A 19,201-nucleotide genomic window follows, 5' to 3' on the forward strand; every position below is an offset into this window, starting at 1 on the left:
CCATTTCCCAATGCATAATTAAGGGGATCGCCTTATTTGGCAATACCTCGTTCGAACCGCTTTTCAAGCTTTTCTTGGAAAAAGGAAAGGACCGTACTAAAAATTAAATAAATGAAGGCAACTTCAATGTATAACCAAAGCGGCTCATACGTCACAGCAACTACCTGTTGTCCTTTTTGAAACATTTCTGGAACCGTAATGGTAGCCGCAAGGGAGGTATCTTTTACAAGGCTAATAAAGGAGTTCCCTAAAGGTGGGATAGAAACTCTAACTGCCTGTGGTAAGATGATCCTCCGCATTGCTTGGGCTTTTGTCATCCCAATCGAAAATGCTGCTTCCCATTGCCCCTTTGAAATGGACTGGATTGCTGCCCGAATAATTTCAGAGCCATACGCTCCAACATTAAGTGAAAATCCGATCACGGCAGCAGGGAAAGGGTCCAGCATAACTCCGATACTTGGTAAACCAAAAAACAAGATGAACAATTGGACTAAGAGAGGGGTTCCTCGAAAGATCCAAACATAAAATTTTGCCAACCAAACAAATGGTTGAAAACTTGAGAGACGGCCTAAAGCCGTTATGAGTGCAAGTAAAAGACCTAATGCAAAGGAAATTAAAGTAAGTGGGATGGTAAAGGATATCCCTGCCTGTAAAATTGGAAAAAGGAATCACTAAGGATTCCTATAATTCGTTCAGAACGTTCTGTTGTCAACATTTATCTCAGCCCTTATTTTGATACGTCAGTACCAAACCATTTTTCAGAAATTGTAAGATACGTTCCGTCTTTTTTCATATCAGCTAATGCACCATTAACCGCCTTAATTAGCTCATCGCTTTCTTTGCGGAAAAGGAATGCATTTTCTGTCGCATTTTCTTCTTCAGCAGCAATTTTCACTGCTAAATCAGGACGCTGTTTTTTAAGGTCAAGATAGGATAAGGAATCATTGATGTGAGCATCAACTCGACCAGATGTTACAAGGTCAATCGCTTGGTTAAAACCTTCGATTGGAGTTGTTGTCGCACCAAATTTTTCGGCCATTTTATTATAATTACTATTTAGTGATTGAGCAGCTTTCTTCCCTTTAAGGTCTTCAAAGTTTTTGATTGTATCATTTCCTTCTGCAACGAGTAACACTGCTTTTGATACAATGTATGGATCTGAGAAATCATATTTTTCTTGTCGTTCAGGATTGATGGAAACTTCATTCGCCACAACATCATACCGTTTTGCATCTAAACCAGCAATTAAGCCATCCCATTTTCCTTCAACAAAGTTAACCTTAATATCAAGGCGCTTAAAAACTTCTTCTGCGATTTCAACATCAAAGCCAGTTAGCTTCCCAGCTTCGTCATGAAAAGTAAATGGAGCGTATGTACCTTCTGTACCAATAGAAATTTCGCCTTTTTCTTTAATTTGATCATAAAGGCTAGCGGTCTCTTTCGTCTGATCTTCGGTTGTATTTTCTTTTTCATCGTTATTGCAAGCAGCTAGTCCAATAGCAAAGAAAATGCTCAAGATAAGTAATAATGTCTTTTTCATGTGCGTAAACCCCCAGTAAGTTAATAGGTATTATAGAATATGCTATATTAGAATAATATAGAGAATGATGCGTGTCAATAAGAAGCTATCAACAATCTTATTGTTTGTAAAAATAATGATTTTAATCATTATTTTACTAAAAGGCTATCTGTGAAGCAGACAGCCTTTTACTAATGTTTTATGTGTTGGATTGATTATGACTTGTACTATCATTTTCCCGTTTCGATGGTTTAAAAAAATATCCTGAAAACGTCTTAAGCATCTGTTTTGATTGTAATTCTATTTTTTCTGTTAAAAGGGAAAATCTTTCATATATCACTGATTTTAAAGTGTCCAGTTGACGATTCAATTTGTGTGTATGTGCTTCCTGTTGATCAATTCTTTCCATGACGGTTTGGTGATAAACATCATGAACCTCGATTTTTGAAGAAAGTTTGCGATTACTATCCTGGATTTGGCTATTTATCTCAGCAAGAAGATTTTCTTCAAGTTCTTTTAGTTTAGACATTAACCTATTTGTTGTTTGATCCTGAGTCGTTAATTGAGCTAGAAGTGCTTGATGGAGGATTTCTTCCTGATCAACCAATTGGATCAGTGCTTGCTGTTCCTTGTTCATATTTGCTAACTTCTCTAACACAGTTTTTTCTAATGCAGTTAAATTATTGAGGATCGTCATTTGATTTATTTCATGTTTTTCCATTCTTGTCGTCATGGCTGTGTTGCTTTCCTGTTGATCATTATTTCTTGTTTCCAATAAATCCCCAATACTTTTAATTGATTGGGATAATTTCTGATTGATTCTCTCTTGTGATTTTAACATCTCTTCCATGTAATGTTGGTGGTATACTTGTTGATTTGATGGGGGATTTTCGGGAATACTTAAATGGACTTTCGTCTTGTTCGAGTTGTTTTCATATACACTCATAAACTCACCTCGACTTGTTTTTTAATATGGGGCAATACCCTTTATCCTATGTCAAAATTTAAATTATGTTAGAAATAGAACATATAATTAGTTTTTTTCACATTAGTCTATCAGTAGTTGAAGAAAATTTTTGCGTTTACGAGGATGAAAAGTTAAGATGAAAATTGAAAATAAAATACTAAAAGGTGATAAAACATGAAATGTAAAATTAACCGGATGGCAGCAAAGGTATTAAAAGAAATGCTTGAAAAGAATGAGGCAGCAGATGGAAAAATGATTCGGGTTTATGTTACACATATGCATGATGATCATGCCCATTATGATTTAAAATTTGATACACAAACAGAACATGATGAAGTGGTTAAAACAGATAAAGAAATCGATATTTTGCTTGACAAGCGAGAAGAATTTTTAGATGGGGTTTGGATCCAATATTTCCAAGTTCCAAAAGAAGAATTTGTGATAACCAATCCCTCAAAATCGCATCACCACCATCATTAATATCCATGAAGCCAAGGGAATTTACCTTGGCTTTATTAATAATATCCACTTCCATTTTTTGTGAAAAAACGGAGGTGGATATTTTTATACCAGACGTTAAAACTAGAGAAAGGTCACACAAGGGGTGGGGCGTATATGATATTTTTTGCGTGTACCAATTATAATGGAACAAATCCTGAAACTTACAACGGGATTCAAGTAACAACTTTAGGAGATCCGAATATTGTTGTCGCAACATTTAACTCCTATGATCCACTGTATGATTATCAAAATTTCATAAGTTGGACGGAAAGCATAGGTGACGAAAATGTCGGTTTTTGTGATAGCCTAAAACATTTTGCTAAAGACTATAAAACGGTATCCAATCATGATGCAGCTTTAATGCTTTCAATGGTATATGGAGATCATCAGGACTGTGAAAATGGATGAGTAGTAATTATGTCATTTAATCAGAAAGGTTGGTGTAATTATGTCTTTAGAATGGTTTGATCGAGTAAGTGGGGAAATTCAAGATCACCTTGAATCAATCTGTGCAAAATATGATCAAGTTGGTAATATGACCATTGAAAGAGGAGCAAAATTTCCAAGAATAGAGTTTTTTATAGAAACCGAAGAGGAAGACCGTGTATATTTTTGTACGATTTCCTATGATCCAGCGCACGAAGATTTCTTTTTTGAATCATTTGATCCTGATTTAGGGCAAACGGCTCGAATTGTTTTATATGACATCGAGGATATCATTGATGCAGTTCATGAAAGTCTGCATGACTATTTAAATGATGATGTCATGGATGAAGATTTGGATGAAGAATTTGATGAAAATCTGGATGAAGATTCGGATTATAACGAACGTGTCCTTTATCTAGATGAAGGTGAGGCTTCTGATATATTTGAGGAAATTGATGTGGAATGGGAAACTCCTGAAGTAACTGCTTACCTTGAAGAGGATGAAGTGGAGGTTACATACCAATTTGGAATTGTAACAGAAACCGGAGATGGTGTGTTAAGAAGAGTGAATCGAATTTGGACAGAAGATCAAGAATTAATTAAAGATGAGTCGAACTTTATTTTCAGTAAAGAGGAAGCTGGCACGATTATTGCTATGATAGCTAGCCATATGGACAAATTAAGTAATTTTGATTACTCATAAAAAATTAGTTTAAAAAGTGGAAGGTCTTCTCATTGTGAGAAGACCTTTCAAATGTCATTACAATAAATAAATTATAAAATCGGTGATAATAAGCGAGAAATTGATTCTTTTGTTTGAATAAGGATGGATCTTTTTTGGTATTTTTCGATTGTTAATTCTGAAGAAAGACGGATATCTATCTTAAATATTTCAGCTAATTGCTGTGCAATATCAGGATGATATAAAAAAGCATTGACCTCAAAATTCAATCTAAAACTACGTACATCTATGTTGGCTGTCCCTACTGAAGCAATTTTGCCATCCACAACAATCATCTTCGCATGAAGGAATCCATTTTCATAAGTAAAGATTTTTACTCCAGCTCTTAACAATTGTCCTGCATTAGAATACGTCGCCCAATATACAAACGGATGATCCGGCTTATTTGGTATCATTATTTGAACATCAACACCTGAAAAAGCAGCGATTTTTAAGGCATCTAATAAACTTTCATCTGGAATGAGGTAGGGTGTTTGAATATAAACATATTTTTTTGCTGAAAGGATCATCTTTATGTACCCGTGTTTTATTTGCTCCCATTCAGAATCAGGCCCGCTGGAAACAATTTGGATTCCAATTTCACCATGTATTTCCAGGGTAGGATAATAATATTCTTTAAAAGAAATCTTCATTTTTGATGCTTGGTTCCAATCCAGCATAAATCTCGATTGGAGATTATTTACAGCTTCACCTTCAATCCGCAAATGAGTATCCCGCCAATAGCCAAACCTTTGGTTCAAACCTAAATATTCATTTCCAATATTAAATCCACCAATATATCCGATTTTACTGTCGATAATGGCGATTTTACGATGATTTCGGTAATTAACACGCAAGTTTATCATCGGAATTTTGCCGGGAAAAAATGCTTCAATGATTCCGCCTGACTGCTCAATTTGTTTTTTAAAACGTCTCGACAGATGCCTTGAACCACTATCATCATAAAGGACTCTTACTTCTACACCCTGACGAGCTTTCTCTGCTAAAGTTGATGCGATTCTTTTTCCTAACTCATCATCACGAATAATATAGTAAATCAAATGGATATGCTCTTGGGCATTTTGTATATCATATAATAATGATTCAAATTTCTCATGACCGTCCGTGAAAATTTGTAATGCGTTGTTCTCTGTGTAAAGCGCTTCGTTATTATTTAAATGTAAGAAAATAAGATCATTGTAATTATGAATAACAGGGTTTCTAAATTCTGAGCGGTTTTCTTCAATTAATTTCATTTGTGCAAACACAGCTCTTTGTAGAAAGGTATGTTCATGTTTATCCCATTTGAATATTCTTCTTCTACTTAAATTTTGTCCAAAAATGATATATAAAATAAAGCCTAACACAGGCAAAAAGAATAAGACCATTAACCACGCCCAAGTTGCACTAATATTTCGGCGTTCTAGGAATACAACGATACCAGCTAATATAATATTTAATACCATGGAGATCCCTAATAACACGGTCGTTATTTGCATCTTATTCTCCTTTCAAAACACATTCTCTATTTAATGCAATAAGTGATAAATCAGTAAAATACTCTCATGTGGCATAAGTATTCTTCTCTACGTTATAACATATTGTCATGCAATATTTCAAAGTAAAAATGGTTTAAGCTAATCAAAGTAATGAAATGAATTAGAGCAGAATAAAATAGAGTCTTATTCTTTATCGGATTCTAATCGATATAAAGCTAGTCATACTGTTATATTGTAAAGCCAGAGAAAATAGAATCTAAACATAAATGATTTGTATTGTTTCGAAATTTGAACCGAGTCCGTATTGATCATACAGTTTGATTGATGTAAAAAGGTTGAAAATAATTTGTGAGTGATATTTTTTATCTGATTTAAGTGAATTTTCTGAAAAATGTCAAAAAAACAAGAAAAGTATTTGAAGCGTACTAAATATTATTTCTGATATTATCTAGACAGATATAATAATCGGGAGTAATATGTTTTGTATATTCAAAAATTCAAATATATAAATATAGTGAGGTTGGTATATTTGTGAAACGTTTTTTGAGCAGTATTAACCAATATACAATGGAAAGTTTTCGTAAGGATTTTCTGTCAGGAACAATTGTCGGTGTTATTGCCATCCCTTTAGGAATGGCATTTGCAATTGCCTCGGGTGTTAAACCTGAGTATGGTATTTATACAACCATTATTGCTGGTATTTTAATCTCGTTACTTGGTGGTTCAAAATTCCAAATTGCAGGGCCGACGGGTGCATTTATTCCTGTTTTACTGGGCATTGTTATGACCTATGGCTATGAAAATCTTCTAATTGCTGGATTTATGGCTGGGTTTATGCTGTTGTTAATGGGTGTGTTTAAATTGGGCTCACTCATTAAATATATACCTCGTCCTGTTACAATTGGGTTCACATCTGGAATTGCCGTGATCATTTTTACTGGCCAAATTGCTAGTTTCCTAGGCTTGTCAGGAATTGAGAAGCATGAAGAATTTATTGCAAATATAAATGAGATTTTTGTTCACTTAAATACGATTAATTTTTATAGCATCATAATTGCGATAACTTGTTTAGCTATTATCTTAGTAACACCAAAATGGTTTCCTAAAATACCTGGTCCCCTTTTAGGTCTTTTATTTTCAACTATTATTGCGGCGGTGTTTTTTCCAGGTCAGGTTACCACAATCGGATCAGCCTATGGCGAGATACCGAATAAACTGCCAAGTTTCCATTGGCCAGATTTTTCGATAGATAATATGGTGAAAATGATACAGCCAGCCTTTGTAATTGCCATTTTGGGCGGTATCGAATCATTACTTTCCGCGGTGGTTGCTGATGGAATGTCTGGTACAAAGCATAATAGTAACAAAGAATTGATTGGCCAAGGGATTGCGAATATGGTAACGCCTTTATTTGGGGGATTCCAGCAACTGGAGCCATTGCTAGAACGGCTACGAATATAAAAAATGGGGCGGTATCATCTGTTTCTGGAGTAATTCATGGTTTTGTGGTTCTTTTTGTATTGTTGATTTTTGCACCGTATGCATCGCATATACCATTGGCTAGTATGGCTCCTATCTTAATGGTGGTTGCTTGGAATATGAGTGAAAGAAAGGCTTTTGCTCACGTACTCCATACTAAAACAAGTGATTCATATATTCTTGTTATCACATTTTTGTTAACTGTGTTTACCAATCTCACTGTCGCAGTTGAAGTCGGACTCATTTTAGCTGCCATGCTGTTTATTAAACGAATGAGTGGGTTATTAACGGTTGCCAAAGTATTGCCTGATCAAAGCTCAGATTTGAAAAAGGTAAACCCGCATGTGGTTCATGAAGGTCATGATTGTCCACAAATCGGTATTTTTACAGTTGAAGGGCCACTATTCTTTGGAGCTGCACAAATGTTCGAGCAATCGATTATGTCGACGATTAATCATCGGCCATTGGTCTTGATTTTACGGATGGCAAAAGTTCCTTATATGGATACAACAGGTGAAGGAACACTAAATAGTATTGTTCGTCATTTTCAAAGGCAAGGTGGAACAATCCTAGTTTCTAGCGTGCAAGAACAACCAATGGAGGTTCTAAAAAAATCAGGTTTATATAACAAAATAGGTGGTAATCAATTTTTTGAGCATACCGGTGATGCGATTAACTATGCTTTAACACATCTAAATTATAATAAGTGTATTGGTTGTAGACATTTTGCCTTCCAAGAGTGCCGTCAGCTTTCACAAACAGCAGAAACACAAGAAATTGGTCGAAAAATGACACTTCAAGTATAATGAAGAAAAAAAGCATGTCACATTATAAACTTGTTAGTTTTGGTGTGAAACATGAAGGAGTATTGGAGGAGAAAATGGATTTACAATTACAGCAATTCAAGGCAGATTTTTTCAAGGCTTTGGCACATCCGTTAAGGATCAGAATATTGGAGCTCCTTGCAGAAGGGGATAAAAACGTAAACGAATTATTAACGATTATTGGTGCGGAAGGTTCATCTGTTTCACAGCAATTAAGTGTGCTAAGAAGTAAAAATATTGTCAATGGAACAAAAGAAGGGAATCGAGTCCTTTATTCATTAAGAGACCCGATGATTATCGATTTGTTAAACATTGTACGGCAAATTTTTAACAATCATCTCATTGATACGGCTATCTTACTTGATAAATTCAGCGATGATTTAGGGAAAGAAATAAAAGAAAAAGAAGAACAAAAGGGTATCTAAAAAAGGGCAAAAAAAAACGCCTGAATAAACAGGCGTACCCCATCTGATCCGAACATGGTTAAGTGTCCCGCAACAAGCGTGATTTTCAGATGGGGCTTACATAATATATGTAAGAAATTCTCCTTTTATACATCTAACAAACGATTTAAGTAAATTTTCAAAATTTATGCTTTAAAATGTTGTTGTAGGATATCATTAGGAGTAAAATAACCTTTATAGATTTAAAAATTCGAAGTTTTGCTAAAAACTTTGGTGTAAGGAGACAGTCAAAAATGGGCGGACATAAAGCAATTGATATTCAATTAACTGCAACCAAAAAAGAAAAACCTGATTTTACAAATTTGGGATTTGGAAAGGTATTTACCGATCATATGCTGATGATGGATTATAAGGAAGGTGAAGGGTGGCATACGCCTCAAATCATTCCTTACCAACCTATTTCATTAGACCCAGCATCAGTCGTTTTCCATTATGGACAAACCGTATTTGAAGGATTAAAAGCATACAAAACAAAGGACAATAAAATATTTTTATTCCGACCAGAGAAAAATTTCCAGCGATTAAATTCATCCAATGATCGTTTATGTATTCCTCAACTTGATGAGGAGCTTGTTTTGGAAGGATTAAAAAAATTAGTATGGATTGATCGCGAATGGATTCCAACTGTGGAAGGTACATCTTTATACATTCGACCTTTTATTATTTCAACTCAGCCTTATCTTGGAGTTAGTGCTTCTACACAATATAAATTTATGATAATCATGTCACCAGTCGGTTCTTATTATAAAGAAGGTATCGCACCAGTAAAAATTGCAGTGGAAGAAAAATATGCACGAACTGTAGCTGGTGGTACAGGTACGGCAAAAACAGGCGGGAATTACGCAGCTAGCTTAAAGGCTCAGGAAATTGCCAGCGGAAAAGGATACTCACAAGTTTTATGGCTTGATGGTAAGGAAAAGAAATATATCGAAGAAGTTGGAAGCATGAATATATTCTTTAAAATTAATGGAGAAGTTGTAACTCCAGCATTAAATGGAAGTATTCTTGAAGGAATTACAAGGAATTCAATTCTACAGCTTCTAAAATATTGGAATATTCCAGTTTCTGAGCAAAGAATTTCAATGGAAGAGGTTCATGCTGCATACAAAGCTGGTCAGCTTGAAGAAGTATTTGGTACAGGTACAGCAGCCGTTATTTCTCCTGTGGGTGAATTAGCTTGGAATGGGGAACACCTTGTCATTAATAACGGAGAAACTGGAGAGTTATCCCAAAAACTTTACGATACGTTAACAGGAATCCAATATGGTAACGTTGAGGATCCATTTAATTGGGTGTTAGAAGTAAAGGAAAACTAACCATTCCTAAAAAGTAAACATTAAAAATGACTAACAAATTGTATGATAATTTGTTAGTCATTTTTTATTTGGAAGCGGACAACAGATCCTTTATTTGTACTAAAAGTGCTGTTTTGATAGGCTAAATGGACAACAGGTTCGCTATTTGTTAATTTATTAAGATTATTCAGTGGTTTTTATCTAAATAGGGGATCCTGTGTCCGCTTAAGTTTAGAAATATGGGTATTTTATCAAAATAAGGTCCTCCATGTCCGTTTAGTAGCCGTGCATTATCAATGTACCGAAAGATTTCCTAAAAAATTCAATTTTGATATTCTTCCTAATTATAAAATTATTATACAATTAAACTGACCATGTAATTGAATACATATTTGAATTTATATAAATTGAAAAATTATTTAGTAAGGAGCAATAAGATAAAGAGAATTGGAGGTAAATGCAATGGAGGGAAGCCGAAAATTCAGTGTGCCATTATTAAACAAGGCAGATGAATATGACAATTCTAACACAATTGTGGAAAATTCCGATTATTTAAAGGATGGGCGGCCGATTATTACGCAAGTTTGGAAAGAGGATGAGTATACATTTATTACTTATTTTCTTCCTTCAGTAGGAATCGAAGAGAGCTCACAAAACCAACTCCTTAATTATTTAATTCAACAAGGTGTAAAAATGCCTCCTGATGTTAATGAATTAAGAATATCCACCTTGAAGTTTAATGATATGCTCGATATGGAATGCTGGAGCATTACGATCGTAGTCGGCGGTTTAACAAATTAAGCAAAAGTGTTGAAGGACATAGGAATTCTATGTCCTTTATTTATTGTTTTTTCGAGATCACACCTACCATGTTAACACTATTAAAATCAGAAAAACAGTGACAGTAGTAAAATAAGCAGAATTTTCTAAAGAGTTAGAAATGTTCATCAGTTTGTCACAATTAAGCGATGTATAGTTTGGAATTTATGGTATATTAAGGACATAGAAAGAAAGCAGTTAACATCTTAGGAGACTCAGCCATATAAGTGTTCGTTCCGTAAGTGAACGAGTAACTTATTCCTTATCAAGAGCATTTTTAGATCACTGGTTACCTGTCCAAGATGGTCATAGAAATGCAGCAGAATTTGTGGGAAGAAATCAGTCCACAAAAATAAAAATTTATTTACTACTTACAATGGAAACGAAATGAGAGGATTCCACCTAACAAGCATATTCAACATCATCTGGAGGAAAACGGAATTTCTACCTATGATAAGACATGTACGTAGAAAAGAAGGATTCTACCAGAAACACTTTTAAACCTATAATCCAACCAAAGAATGTAAAGAAATTCTTTGTAACTATGGAAATTAGGCAAAGTGGATGAAGATATGTGATAACAACTATCGGTGAAAAGTTGTTATTAACTGTATGGTGAACCATTCAAAAAGTGGAAATGAAGAGTGAGTAAATAAAAGAAGCTGCAATTGAAAAAATTGATTTTCTTGTTTCGATAAAAGAAAAGTCAATGGCTTCAAATCTAATACTATTAATGGAACGGAACTAAATGAAAAAAATTGCAGAAGGATGAGTGAGTCTTCGATTAAAAAATCGGAAAGGTGTTTGTCAGGAACCATAATATTTAGTGTGAAGAAACTGAATAAAATGAATTCCTCTAGCGGAACAAACACGCATTGGCTAATCTGCATAAACCAATTCATCATTTCAAAAGTAATAAAAATGAAATGAAATGAAAATGATGCAAGAATTGGCTGATGTTTATGGTTGGGTCCCCTAAGATGTTAATGACATGAATGCTCTTTGGCAAGTGCCAGAGGGCTTTTTTGTGTTTACCTTTTTATTTGGATGATTGGCAAAATGGGGTCTAGAACATATAAATAAAATAATAATTGGTTTGGAAGGGTAAATGGTTGAAATATTTTAAGAATTTGTTAAAATTATAAAAATTTATCCTTTTTCCTATACTTATATATTAGTGTTTGGAAAAATATCCAATTTACCTATGAAGGAAGTGAAATCATGAGAGATGTGAAGTTGACTGATCTTTTCAACCATCATATTGCACAAAAATATATCACTCGATCAGGCTTGGTCCATGCTATTGCCGTTGCGTACCACGCTTTTAGCCTTGCAAAGCAAGCCGGTGAGGATGTAGATATTGCATCAAAAGCTGGTTTCCTCCATGATATTGGCCACTACACATGGTATAAGGATGGAAGATGGGATTATGAGTTATATAAAAAAAATGATATTCATGCTATAAAAGGTGCGGAGCGTGCACATAAACTTTTAATTCGATGCGGAGAAAATCCAGTTAAAGCGAAGGAAATTTCGTTGGCGATTCTTTTTCATACTGATTCGTTCCTTCCAGGGGGCGAGGTTGTCAGAACTAAGCTGCAATCGATTATTAAACTAGCCGATGAAATGGACGAGGAACCTGGCGGTTTACATCATTATCGTCAAATCGACCCAGCTCGAGCTTTAAAGAGCCTGGAAAAATTAGATATGATTATTGATGAGGTTTTACAGACTAAGTAGTGCTGAAAAGCTTCATCCTTTTCTTTAAATTTGAAAAGTCAGAAAATAATGTAGATAATCATGAAGTGTAGTGGTATAATTTTCTCGTGAATTTGTACCATTTTAAAGGAGATGAGTTTAGATGAGTCAAGTTAGTCAAGATAAGGTAGGCTATTTCGGAGAATTTGGTGGTAGCTTTGTTCCAGTAGAACTTCAGAATGTATTAAACATATTAGAACAACAATTTTTGAAATACAAGGATGATCCAGACTTTAACGAAGAATTTAACTATTATTTAAAAGAATACGTTGGCAGAGAAAATCCGCTTTATTTTGCTGAACGTCTAACAAATGAATTAGGCGGTGCAAAAATTTATTTAAAGCGTGAAGATTTAAACCATACGGGATCACATAAAATAAATAATGTTTTAGGTCAAATTTTATTGGCGAAGCGAATGGGAGCAAAGCGTGTAATCGCTGAAACTGGTGCAGGACAGCATGGGGTGGCGACTGCTACTGCCTGTGCGATGTTTGGTATGGATTGCACGATTTATATGGGTGCAGAGGATACAAAGCGCCAAGCATTGAATGTGTTCAGGATGGAATTGTTGGGTGCAAAGGTCGTTGCGGTTACGAAAGGACAAGCCCGTCTAAAGGATGCTGTTGATGAAGCATTTGCTGATTTAGTTCAAAACTATGAAAATACATTTTATTTATTAGGTTCGGCTGTAGGGCCGCATCCGTTCCCGTTAATGGTCAAGCATTTTCAGTCCGTTATTAGCAAAGAGAGTAGAAAGCAAATTTTAGAGAAGGAAGGAAAACTTCCAGATGCAGTACTTGCCTGTGTCGGTGGTGGAAGCAATGCTATAGGAGCATTTGCAGAATATCTGCCTGATGAAAATGTACGCTTAATTGGTGTCGAACCACAAGAAGCGGCAACCTTGACAGAAGGGAAGCCAGGGGAGCTTCATGGCTTCAAATGCTTAGTACTTCAGGATGAAGAAGGTAATCCGATGCCGACCTACTCTATTGCAGCTGGTTTAGACTATCCTGAAGCCGGTCCAGAGCATAGCTATTTAAAAACAACCTCACGTGCTGAATATGTTTCAGTTACAGGTGAGGAGGCATTACATGGCTTTCAAGTATTATCGAAGCTTGAAGGTATTATCCCTGCCTTAGAAAGCTCTCATGCAGTTGCTTATGCATTGAAACTTGCACCAACCTTATCAAAAGACCAGATCATCATTATCAATATATCAGGACGTGGCGATAAGGACGTTGAGCAAGTTTTTGAAATGTTGAAAAAATAATGTAGATTATCTTACAAAAAAAGCGCCCTCTGGTGCTTTTTTTTTATTGTTAAATATAACAAAAGAAAGAGGGTATTTTTTATAGTGAGTGTTTATAAAGGAGGCGGACTCTTATGGGATTAAATTCTCAGTCAATAAAACGGAGAATTGAAGTTGCAGCGAAACGGAAAAAAGCTGATTTAGTCATTAAAAATGGTCACGTGGTTGATGTGTTCAATCAGGAGCTATTAAAAGCCGATGTAGCGATTGTAGATGGTTGCATCGTTGGTCTTGGACAGTACGAAGGAATAAATGAAATCGATGCACGAAATAAATATATTTGTCCCTCCTTTATTGATGGACATGTCCATATTGAATCATCTATGGTTACACCTGCAGAGTTTGCTAAGGTTGTTCTTCCCCATGGGGTAACGACAGTGATTGCGGATCCACATGAAATTGCCAATGTCGCAGGCACTGAAGGGATTAAATTTATGCTTGATAGCTCTGATAATCTCCCCTTGAATGTATATGTCATGCTTCCTTCGTGTGTTCCAGCAACAACTTTTGAAAATGCAGGGGCTACCCTATTGGCCGATGATCTAGCCCCATTTTATCAGCATCCGAGAGTTTTAGGGCTTGGAGAGGTAATGGACTATTCGTCTGTATTCCACTCAAATGAGCAAATGGTTAATAAGCTTGTTAGTGCACATCATTTTGGTAAAAAAATTGATGGTCACGCTGCTGGTTTAATGGGGGATGCGATAAATGTTTATATGGCCGTAGGGATCAATACAGATCATGAGGCTGTCTCGAGAAAAGAAGCACAAGAAAGATTACAAAGAGGGATGTACTTAATCATTAGACAAGGGTCGGTGGCAAAGGATCTTTCTAATATAATTACGGCAGTTACAACCAAAAATGCTAGGCGCTGTTTATTTGGAACAGATGATAAACATATTGATGATTTAATCGAAGAAGGCAGTATTGATTTCAGTGTGAGACTGGCGATAAAAAAAGGAATAGATCCTATTACAGCTATAGGAATGGCTACTCTTAATGCTGCTGAATGCTTTGGACTTTCTAGTAAAGGAGCTATTGCCCCTGGATATGATGCGGATTTTCTCATTTTGGATGATTTACCAACGATAAACATTGAGTCCGTGTATAGTGCTGGTGTACTAGTAGCTGTGAACGGGACGTATTTGGGAAATCAGGAAGTAAAGCAAAATCAAGCTTTGCGACAGTCTGTAAAAATAAACAAATTAACTGTTAATGATCTGCAAATTCCAATGACTAAAGGGTGTAATGCGAATATCATCGAGATTATACCTAACAGCTTAATCACGAAGCGCATTTTGGCGGAGGTAGACATAGAAGGAGGGAATTTTGTCCCTTCGACTAGTAAAGATTATTTAAAAATCGCGGTCGTTGAAAGGCATAAACAAACCGGGAATATTGGACTCGGAATTGTAAAAGGCTTAAATTTAAAAACTGGTGCGATTGCCACAACCATCGCCCATGATTCCCATAATGTGATTGTGGCTGGAACGAATGATGAAGACATTCTTTTTGCGATTGATCAGCTACAAGAAATCAACGGAGGGCTAATGGTAGTTGCCAATAGAAAAGTACTTGCTAAGCTACCTTTAGCGATCGGGGGAATTATTTCAGAAAATAGCTATCCAACTGTTTATAAGGAATTAAATCATATTAATGTAGCACTAAAAGAATTAGGGGCTTCGCAGCAATTCAATCCATTTCTAACCCTTTCATTTCTTGCACTCCCTGTCATACCGCAGCTTAAATTAACTGATCTTGGTTTATTCGACGTTAACACCTTTCGGCACATTGGCATCGCTGAACAATCTTAAACGATGTGAAGCTTATCGAAAAACAAGAAAAGGTGAGGGGAATTACGTGAGAATCCTAATAAAAAATGCGGAAATCATTACCATGAACCCTGAAAACGAAATCTTATATGGAGATTTGTTAATTGAGAATGAACGAATAGAGGCAATAGGGAAAAATCTCATTTCCGATCCAGTTGACAAAATCATCGATGGAACAGGGAAAACTGTGATACCAGGATTTATTCAAACTCACATCCATTTATGTCAAACGTTGTTTCGTGGTCAGGCCGATGATCTTGAATTATTAGACTGGTTAAAACAAAGAATTTGGCCACTTGAAGCCGCTCATGATCCAGAATCGATTTATTACTCTGCCATGCTCGGAATTGGTGAATTGATTCAAAGTGGTACCACCTCAATTGTTGATATGGAAACCGTACATCATACTTCTTCCGCCTTTCTCGCGATGGCGGATAGTGGAATTCGGGCCATTTCAGGAAAGGTGATGATGGATCATGGGTCAGAAGTCCCGACACAGCTATTGGAAAGTACAGCTGATTCGCTTCAACAAAGTGTTGATTTGCTAGAAAAATGGCACAACTATGATCATGGTCGAATCCAATATGCTTTTTGCCCGCGTTTTGTGGTTTCTTGTACGGAGCCCCTGTTAACCAATGTAAGGGACCTTTCATCCTTTTATCATGTTAAGGTTCACACGCATGCTTCAGAAAACCAAGCTGAAATCAAGCTTGTTGAGCACGAACGAGGGATGCGAAATATTGTGTATTTGGATCATATCGGCTTAGCGTCGCCAAGTCTCATCTTAGCTCATTGCGTTTGGTTAAACGAGGCTGAAAAAAGAATTATTAAGGAAAGAGGGGTAAAGGTAAGTCATTGTCCAGGTTCTAATTTGAAGCTGGCATCTGGAATCGCCGAGATACCGGATTTAATTAATCGTCAAATATCGATCAGTATTGGTGCTGATGGAGCCCCATGTAACAACAATCTTGATATGTTTAATGAAATGAGACTGGCAGCAATTATTCAAAAATCATTTCACGGACCCACTGTCATGGATGCAGAAACAGTGTTCCGAATGGCAACAATTGGCGGGGCAAAAGCGATGGGCCTCGAAACTGAAATTGGAAGCCTGGAGGTGGGAAAAAAAGCGGATGTGGTCATATTGAATCTTCAAGATTTTCATGTCTATCCTTCCTTTGGGGTAAGTCCAATCTCTCGTCTTGTCTATTCTGCAACGAGGGCAGATGTTGAGACAACGATCATTAATGGGAAAATTGTCATGGAAAATCGGCTAATGAAAACAATGGATAAAAACGTTATTTTGCACGAAGCCGATCAATCCATAGCAAGACTATTGAAACGGATTGAGAATCTAAGCACTAGATTATAATGCTTTTGTTTTGAGAGATTGCTAGTGTAAACAAATAACCGTGAAGGTTATGGAATAGCATTCATGAACCATTCATATTTTTATGAAAGGGGCTATAAGAAAAAATCAAACTAATGGATAGGGGAGCGAATAATTGTGCCAAATCGGGTGATGTATTATGGGAAGGGTGAGGTGTATGCATATCGTACTTATGGTACACCGTTATCAAGTGTTCAACAGATTCCTGAATCAACTGTTAATGGAAGAGAAAATATTTTATTCGGACTGAATTGTCATGTTGCAATCGGCGGAAATCAATTTTTATCATCCTTTACCGAGGGAGATAATCAGTTAGTGGTTGCCACTGATTCAATGAAAAATTTTATTCAAAGACATCTTGCAAAGTTTAAGGGCAGTACGATTGATGGATTTCTCTACTACGTTGCAAATCAATTTCTCAAAACCTATCCACAAATGGAGACAGTTCAAATCACTGCTGATGAGATTCCATTTTTACCGACGAATTGTATTGAAAAACATACCCTCCAAGCTAGTTCACTTGTATTTAAAAAATCCCGAAATGAAAAATCATTCGCAACGATTGAAGTTGCTCGTGAGGATAACGGAATAAAGCTAATTGATCATCGTAGTGGAATTAAGGACCTTCAACTCATAAAAATTAGCGGCAATTCCTTTGTTGGCTTTGTACAGGATCAATATACGACACTTCCAGAGGATTCAAATCGGCCATTGTTTATTTATTTAAATATAAATTGGAAATATCAAGAGCCTAGAGATGTGGTTGTTGAAAATCCAAATGGGTTTGTACTGGCAGAACAGATAAGTGATATTGCATCTTCTGTTTTCCATGTGCTGGATACAAATTCGATTCAACAACTAATCTATCAAATTGGGTTAAAGATATTGGAGCGGTTTCCGCAGCTAAGTGAGGTAGAATTTGAATCACAAAATCGAACGTGGGAAACCGTGGTGGAGGAGATTCCTCATTCAAAAGGAAAGGTTTACACAGAGCCTAGACCGCCATATGGGTTTCAAAGATTTGTTGTTCTTAGAGAGGATTTAGAACGAGAAAAGTCATATTAAGGAGGTACAGTTTTGCCTAATTTTAAGAGGAAGCTAATCGATATCATTGATGAAAATCATACCGAATTAATTGCATTCTTACAGGAACTGGTCAAGATTCCATCGGATAACCCTCCAGGAGATTGTATCGGAATTGCTGAAAAAATTAAGGCTAAACTACAATCCTACCAATTTAAACAAGTCTCGTTTCATGAGCTCCCAACAGATGCCCTAAACCGTGTTGGGATGAAAAGAGCCGCAAATGTTGTGGCGTATGAGGTTTTTAACGAGAAAAATGGTCTTGAAATCACGTTGAATTCGCATGGTGATGTTGTGCCCCCAGGAACTGGCTGGAGGATGAATCCTTATGGTGGTGATATCATCGATGGAAAGCTTTATGGGAGAGGAGCGGCGGTTTCTAAATCAGATATAGCCTCCTACACTTTTGCGGTGCTTGCTTTACGTGAAGTGGCTGATGCACTTCAAGGAAAAATATCCTTAGCCTTCACCTTTGATGAAGAAACGGGTGGCGAGGTCGGACCGAAGTGGTTGCTAGAAAAGGGGTTAATCCAACCGGATCTTGCTGTCTGTCCGGGTTTCACGTATTCAATTGTCAATGCTCACAACGGCTGTCTACACCTAGAGGTTAAACTTAAAGGGAAGCAAGCCCACGCGGCAGAGCCTCAGTTTGGACATGATGCATTGGAGGCAATGACAGCCGTTCTCACAGAATTGTACAACTATCGAAAATCATTAACGGAAACGGAGTCTAAGGTGCCTGGTATCCAATCCCCTACCTTAGTAGTGGGTAAGATTAATGGTGGTATCAATACAAATGTTGTACCAGACGAATGTACGATTCGCATTGACAGAAGGCTAATTCCGGAGGAAGACGCTGAAGCTACAGAACAAGAGCTTGTCTCTGTTATTAATAAAGTTGCAGGGCAATTTCCTGGCATTACAGTCGAAATAAAACGAGTTTTGTTAGCCAAAAGCTTTGGGCCAGTTCCTGAAACGCTCCCACTTCTTCAAGCATTTAAACGGAATTGGGGTCTTGTGATGGAAGGGGATTTGTTGGTTCAAGGCTCTCCGTTGTATACAGACGCTAGGCATTTTTATGAAGTGGGGATTCCTGTTGTCTTGTTTGGAGCAGGACCGCGAACTTTACTTGAGGCCAATGGGCACCGAGCTGATGAACACGTAAAAATTGATGATTTAATTAAAGCAACAAAGGTGGTTGCATTAAGCTTGTTTGATCTTCTTAGAGCGCAGTAGGTAAGAAGTCGCGATGTCCCAAGTTGGATTTTGAATAAGGAATCGGTCATTTAAGCAATAAAATGACCGGTTCTTTTTC

The 19,201-nt window shown here is 36.5% G+C and carries 17 protein-coding genes and 1 pseudogene; 14 read left to right on the forward strand and 4 right to left on the reverse strand.

Annotated elements, in window-relative coordinates; genetic code table 11:
- Nucleotides 1-32 precede the first annotated feature (32 nt).
- The 3 genes from RGF10_RS10230 to RGF10_RS10240 all read right to left on the reverse strand — a co-directional run bounded on the left by RGF10_RS10230 (nucleotide 33) and on the right by RGF10_RS10240 (nucleotide 2,465).
- Complete coding sequence (locus RGF10_RS10230) at nucleotides 33-656, reverse strand: amino acid ABC transporter permease (protein ID WP_318509404.1); 624 nt, start codon at nucleotides 654-656, stop codon at nucleotides 33-35.
- Nucleotides 657-727: 71 nt separating this feature from the next.
- Entirely contained in the window at nucleotides 728-1,540 is an 813-nt protein-coding gene (locus RGF10_RS10235) for an amino acid ABC transporter substrate-binding protein (protein ID WP_318508921.1), read from the reverse strand.
- Between the two features lie 178 nt (nucleotides 1,541-1,718).
- Complete coding sequence (locus RGF10_RS10240) at nucleotides 1,719-2,465, reverse strand: hypothetical protein (RefSeq protein ID WP_318508922.1); 747 nt, start codon at nucleotides 2,463-2,465, stop codon at nucleotides 1,719-1,721.
- 195 nt (nucleotides 2,466-2,660) lie between these two features.
- Between RGF10_RS10240 and RGF10_RS10245 the strand changes: the two genes are divergently transcribed.
- The 3 genes from RGF10_RS10245 to RGF10_RS10255 all read left to right on the forward strand — a co-directional run bounded on the left by RGF10_RS10245 (nucleotide 2,661) and on the right by RGF10_RS10255 (nucleotide 4,116).
- Complete coding sequence (locus RGF10_RS10245; RefSeq protein ID WP_318508923.1) at nucleotides 2,661-2,966, forward strand: iron-sulfur cluster assembly accessory protein; 306 nt, start codon at nucleotides 2,661-2,663, stop codon at nucleotides 2,964-2,966.
- 135 nt (nucleotides 2,967-3,101) lie between these two features.
- A complete protein-coding gene (locus RGF10_RS10250) occupies nucleotides 3,102-3,395 on the forward strand; it encodes a hypothetical protein (RefSeq protein WP_318508924.1) in 294 nt (97 codons plus the stop codon).
- A gap of 40 nt (nucleotides 3,396-3,435) precedes the next feature.
- Entirely contained in the window at nucleotides 3,436-4,116 is a 681-nt protein-coding gene (locus tag RGF10_RS10255; protein WP_318508925.1) for a hypothetical protein, read from the forward strand.
- Between the two features lie 71 nt (nucleotides 4,117-4,187).
- Here RGF10_RS10255 and cls read toward each other — a convergent pair whose 3' ends face one another.
- Nucleotides 4,188-5,633, reverse strand: coding sequence for a cardiolipin synthase (gene cls / locus RGF10_RS10260; protein ID WP_318508926.1), 1,446 nt, complete (start codon nucleotides 5,631-5,633; stop codon nucleotides 4,188-4,190).
- Between the two features lie 633 nt (nucleotides 5,634-6,266).
- Here cls and RGF10_RS10265 point away from each other — a divergent pair.
- The 11 genes and pseudogenes from RGF10_RS10265 to RGF10_RS10315 form a co-directional block, all read left to right on the forward strand.
- Nucleotides 6,267-7,243: pseudogene (locus tag RGF10_RS10265) on the forward strand (SulP family inorganic anion transporter); the annotation flags it as partial.
- 291 nt (nucleotides 7,244-7,534) lie between these two features.
- On the forward strand, nucleotides 7,535-7,918 hold the full coding sequence (locus RGF10_RS10270) for a sodium-independent anion transporter (RefSeq protein WP_318509406.1): 384 nt from the start codon (nucleotides 7,535-7,537) through the stop codon (nucleotides 7,916-7,918).
- Nucleotides 7,919-7,992: 74 nt separating this feature from the next.
- Complete coding sequence (locus tag RGF10_RS10275) at nucleotides 7,993-8,361, forward strand: ArsR/SmtB family transcription factor (protein ID WP_318508927.1); 369 nt, start codon at nucleotides 7,993-7,995, stop codon at nucleotides 8,359-8,361.
- Nucleotides 8,362-8,633: 272 nt separating this feature from the next.
- Nucleotides 8,634-9,716, forward strand: coding sequence for a branched-chain amino acid aminotransferase (locus RGF10_RS10280; RefSeq protein ID WP_318508928.1), 1,083 nt, complete (start codon nucleotides 8,634-8,636; stop codon nucleotides 9,714-9,716).
- Between the two features lie 441 nt (nucleotides 9,717-10,157).
- Nucleotides 10,158-10,496, forward strand: coding sequence for a hypothetical protein (locus RGF10_RS10285; RefSeq protein WP_318508929.1), 339 nt, complete (start codon nucleotides 10,158-10,160; stop codon nucleotides 10,494-10,496).
- Between the two features lie 1,239 nt (nucleotides 10,497-11,735).
- Complete coding sequence (locus RGF10_RS10290; RefSeq protein ID WP_318508930.1) at nucleotides 11,736-12,254, forward strand: HD domain-containing protein; 519 nt, start codon at nucleotides 11,736-11,738, stop codon at nucleotides 12,252-12,254.
- A gap of 121 nt (nucleotides 12,255-12,375) precedes the next feature.
- Complete coding sequence (trpB, locus tag RGF10_RS10295) at nucleotides 12,376-13,542, forward strand: tryptophan synthase subunit beta (protein WP_318508931.1); 1,167 nt, start codon at nucleotides 12,376-12,378, stop codon at nucleotides 13,540-13,542.
- Nucleotides 13,543-13,655: 113 nt separating this feature from the next.
- Nucleotides 13,656-15,395, forward strand: coding sequence for an adenine deaminase (gene ade, locus RGF10_RS10300; RefSeq protein WP_318508932.1), 1,740 nt, complete (start codon nucleotides 13,656-13,658; stop codon nucleotides 15,393-15,395).
- Nucleotides 15,396-15,441: 46 nt separating this feature from the next.
- On the forward strand, nucleotides 15,442-16,785 hold the full coding sequence (locus tag RGF10_RS10305; protein ID WP_318508933.1) for a 5'-deoxyadenosine deaminase: 1,344 nt from the start codon (nucleotides 15,442-15,444) through the stop codon (nucleotides 16,783-16,785).
- Nucleotides 16,786-16,920: 135 nt separating this feature from the next.
- On the forward strand, nucleotides 16,921-17,868 hold the full coding sequence (gene pucL / locus RGF10_RS10310) for a factor-independent urate hydroxylase (protein WP_318508934.1): 948 nt from the start codon (nucleotides 16,921-16,923) through the stop codon (nucleotides 17,866-17,868).
- A gap of 12 nt (nucleotides 17,869-17,880) precedes the next feature.
- Nucleotides 17,881-19,122, forward strand: a complete 1,242-nt coding sequence (locus RGF10_RS10315; protein ID WP_318508935.1) for an ArgE/DapE family deacylase — start codon at nucleotides 17,881-17,883, stop codon at nucleotides 19,120-19,122.
- Nucleotides 19,123-19,201: the final 79 nt, after the last annotated feature.

The sequence above is a fragment of the Bacillus sp. T3 genome, from assembly GCF_033449965.1.
GTDB lineage: Bacteria > Bacillota > Bacilli > Bacillales > Cytobacillaceae > Bacillus_BU.

Bases quoted from the DNA above. Each gene is read 5' to 3' on its own strand.
- RGF10_RS10235 (WP_318508921.1), bottom strand. From the start codon at position 1,540: ATGAAAAAGACATTATTACTTATCTTGAGCATTTTCTTTGCTATTGGA.
- RGF10_RS10240 (WP_318508922.1), bottom strand. From the start codon at position 2,465: ATGAGTGTATATGAAAACAACTCGAACAAGACGAAAGTCCATTTAAGT.
- RGF10_RS10245 (WP_318508923.1), top strand. From the start codon at position 2,661: ATGAAATGTAAAATTAACCGGATGGCAGCAAAGGTATTAAAAGAAATG.
- RGF10_RS10250 (WP_318508924.1), top strand. From the start codon at position 3,102: ATGATATTTTTTGCGTGTACCAATTATAATGGAACAAATCCTGAAACT.
- RGF10_RS10255 (WP_318508925.1), top strand. From the start codon at position 3,436: ATGTCTTTAGAATGGTTTGATCGAGTAAGTGGGGAAATTCAAGATCAC.
- cls (WP_318508926.1), bottom strand. From the start codon at position 5,633: ATGCAAATAACGACCGTGTTATTAGGGATCTCCATGGTATTAAATATT.
- RGF10_RS10270 (WP_318509406.1), top strand. From the start codon at position 7,535: ATGTTCGAGCAATCGATTATGTCGACGATTAATCATCGGCCATTGGTC.
- RGF10_RS10275 (WP_318508927.1), top strand. From the start codon at position 7,993: ATGGATTTACAATTACAGCAATTCAAGGCAGATTTTTTCAAGGCTTTG.
- RGF10_RS10280 (WP_318508928.1), top strand. From the start codon at position 8,634: ATGGGCGGACATAAAGCAATTGATATTCAATTAACTGCAACCAAAAAA.
- RGF10_RS10285 (WP_318508929.1), top strand. From the start codon at position 10,158: ATGGAGGGAAGCCGAAAATTCAGTGTGCCATTATTAAACAAGGCAGAT.
- RGF10_RS10290 (WP_318508930.1), top strand. From the start codon at position 11,736: ATGAGAGATGTGAAGTTGACTGATCTTTTCAACCATCATATTGCACAA.
- trpB (WP_318508931.1), top strand. From the start codon at position 12,376: ATGAGTCAAGTTAGTCAAGATAAGGTAGGCTATTTCGGAGAATTTGGT.
- ade (WP_318508932.1), top strand. From the start codon at position 13,656: ATGGGATTAAATTCTCAGTCAATAAAACGGAGAATTGAAGTTGCAGCG.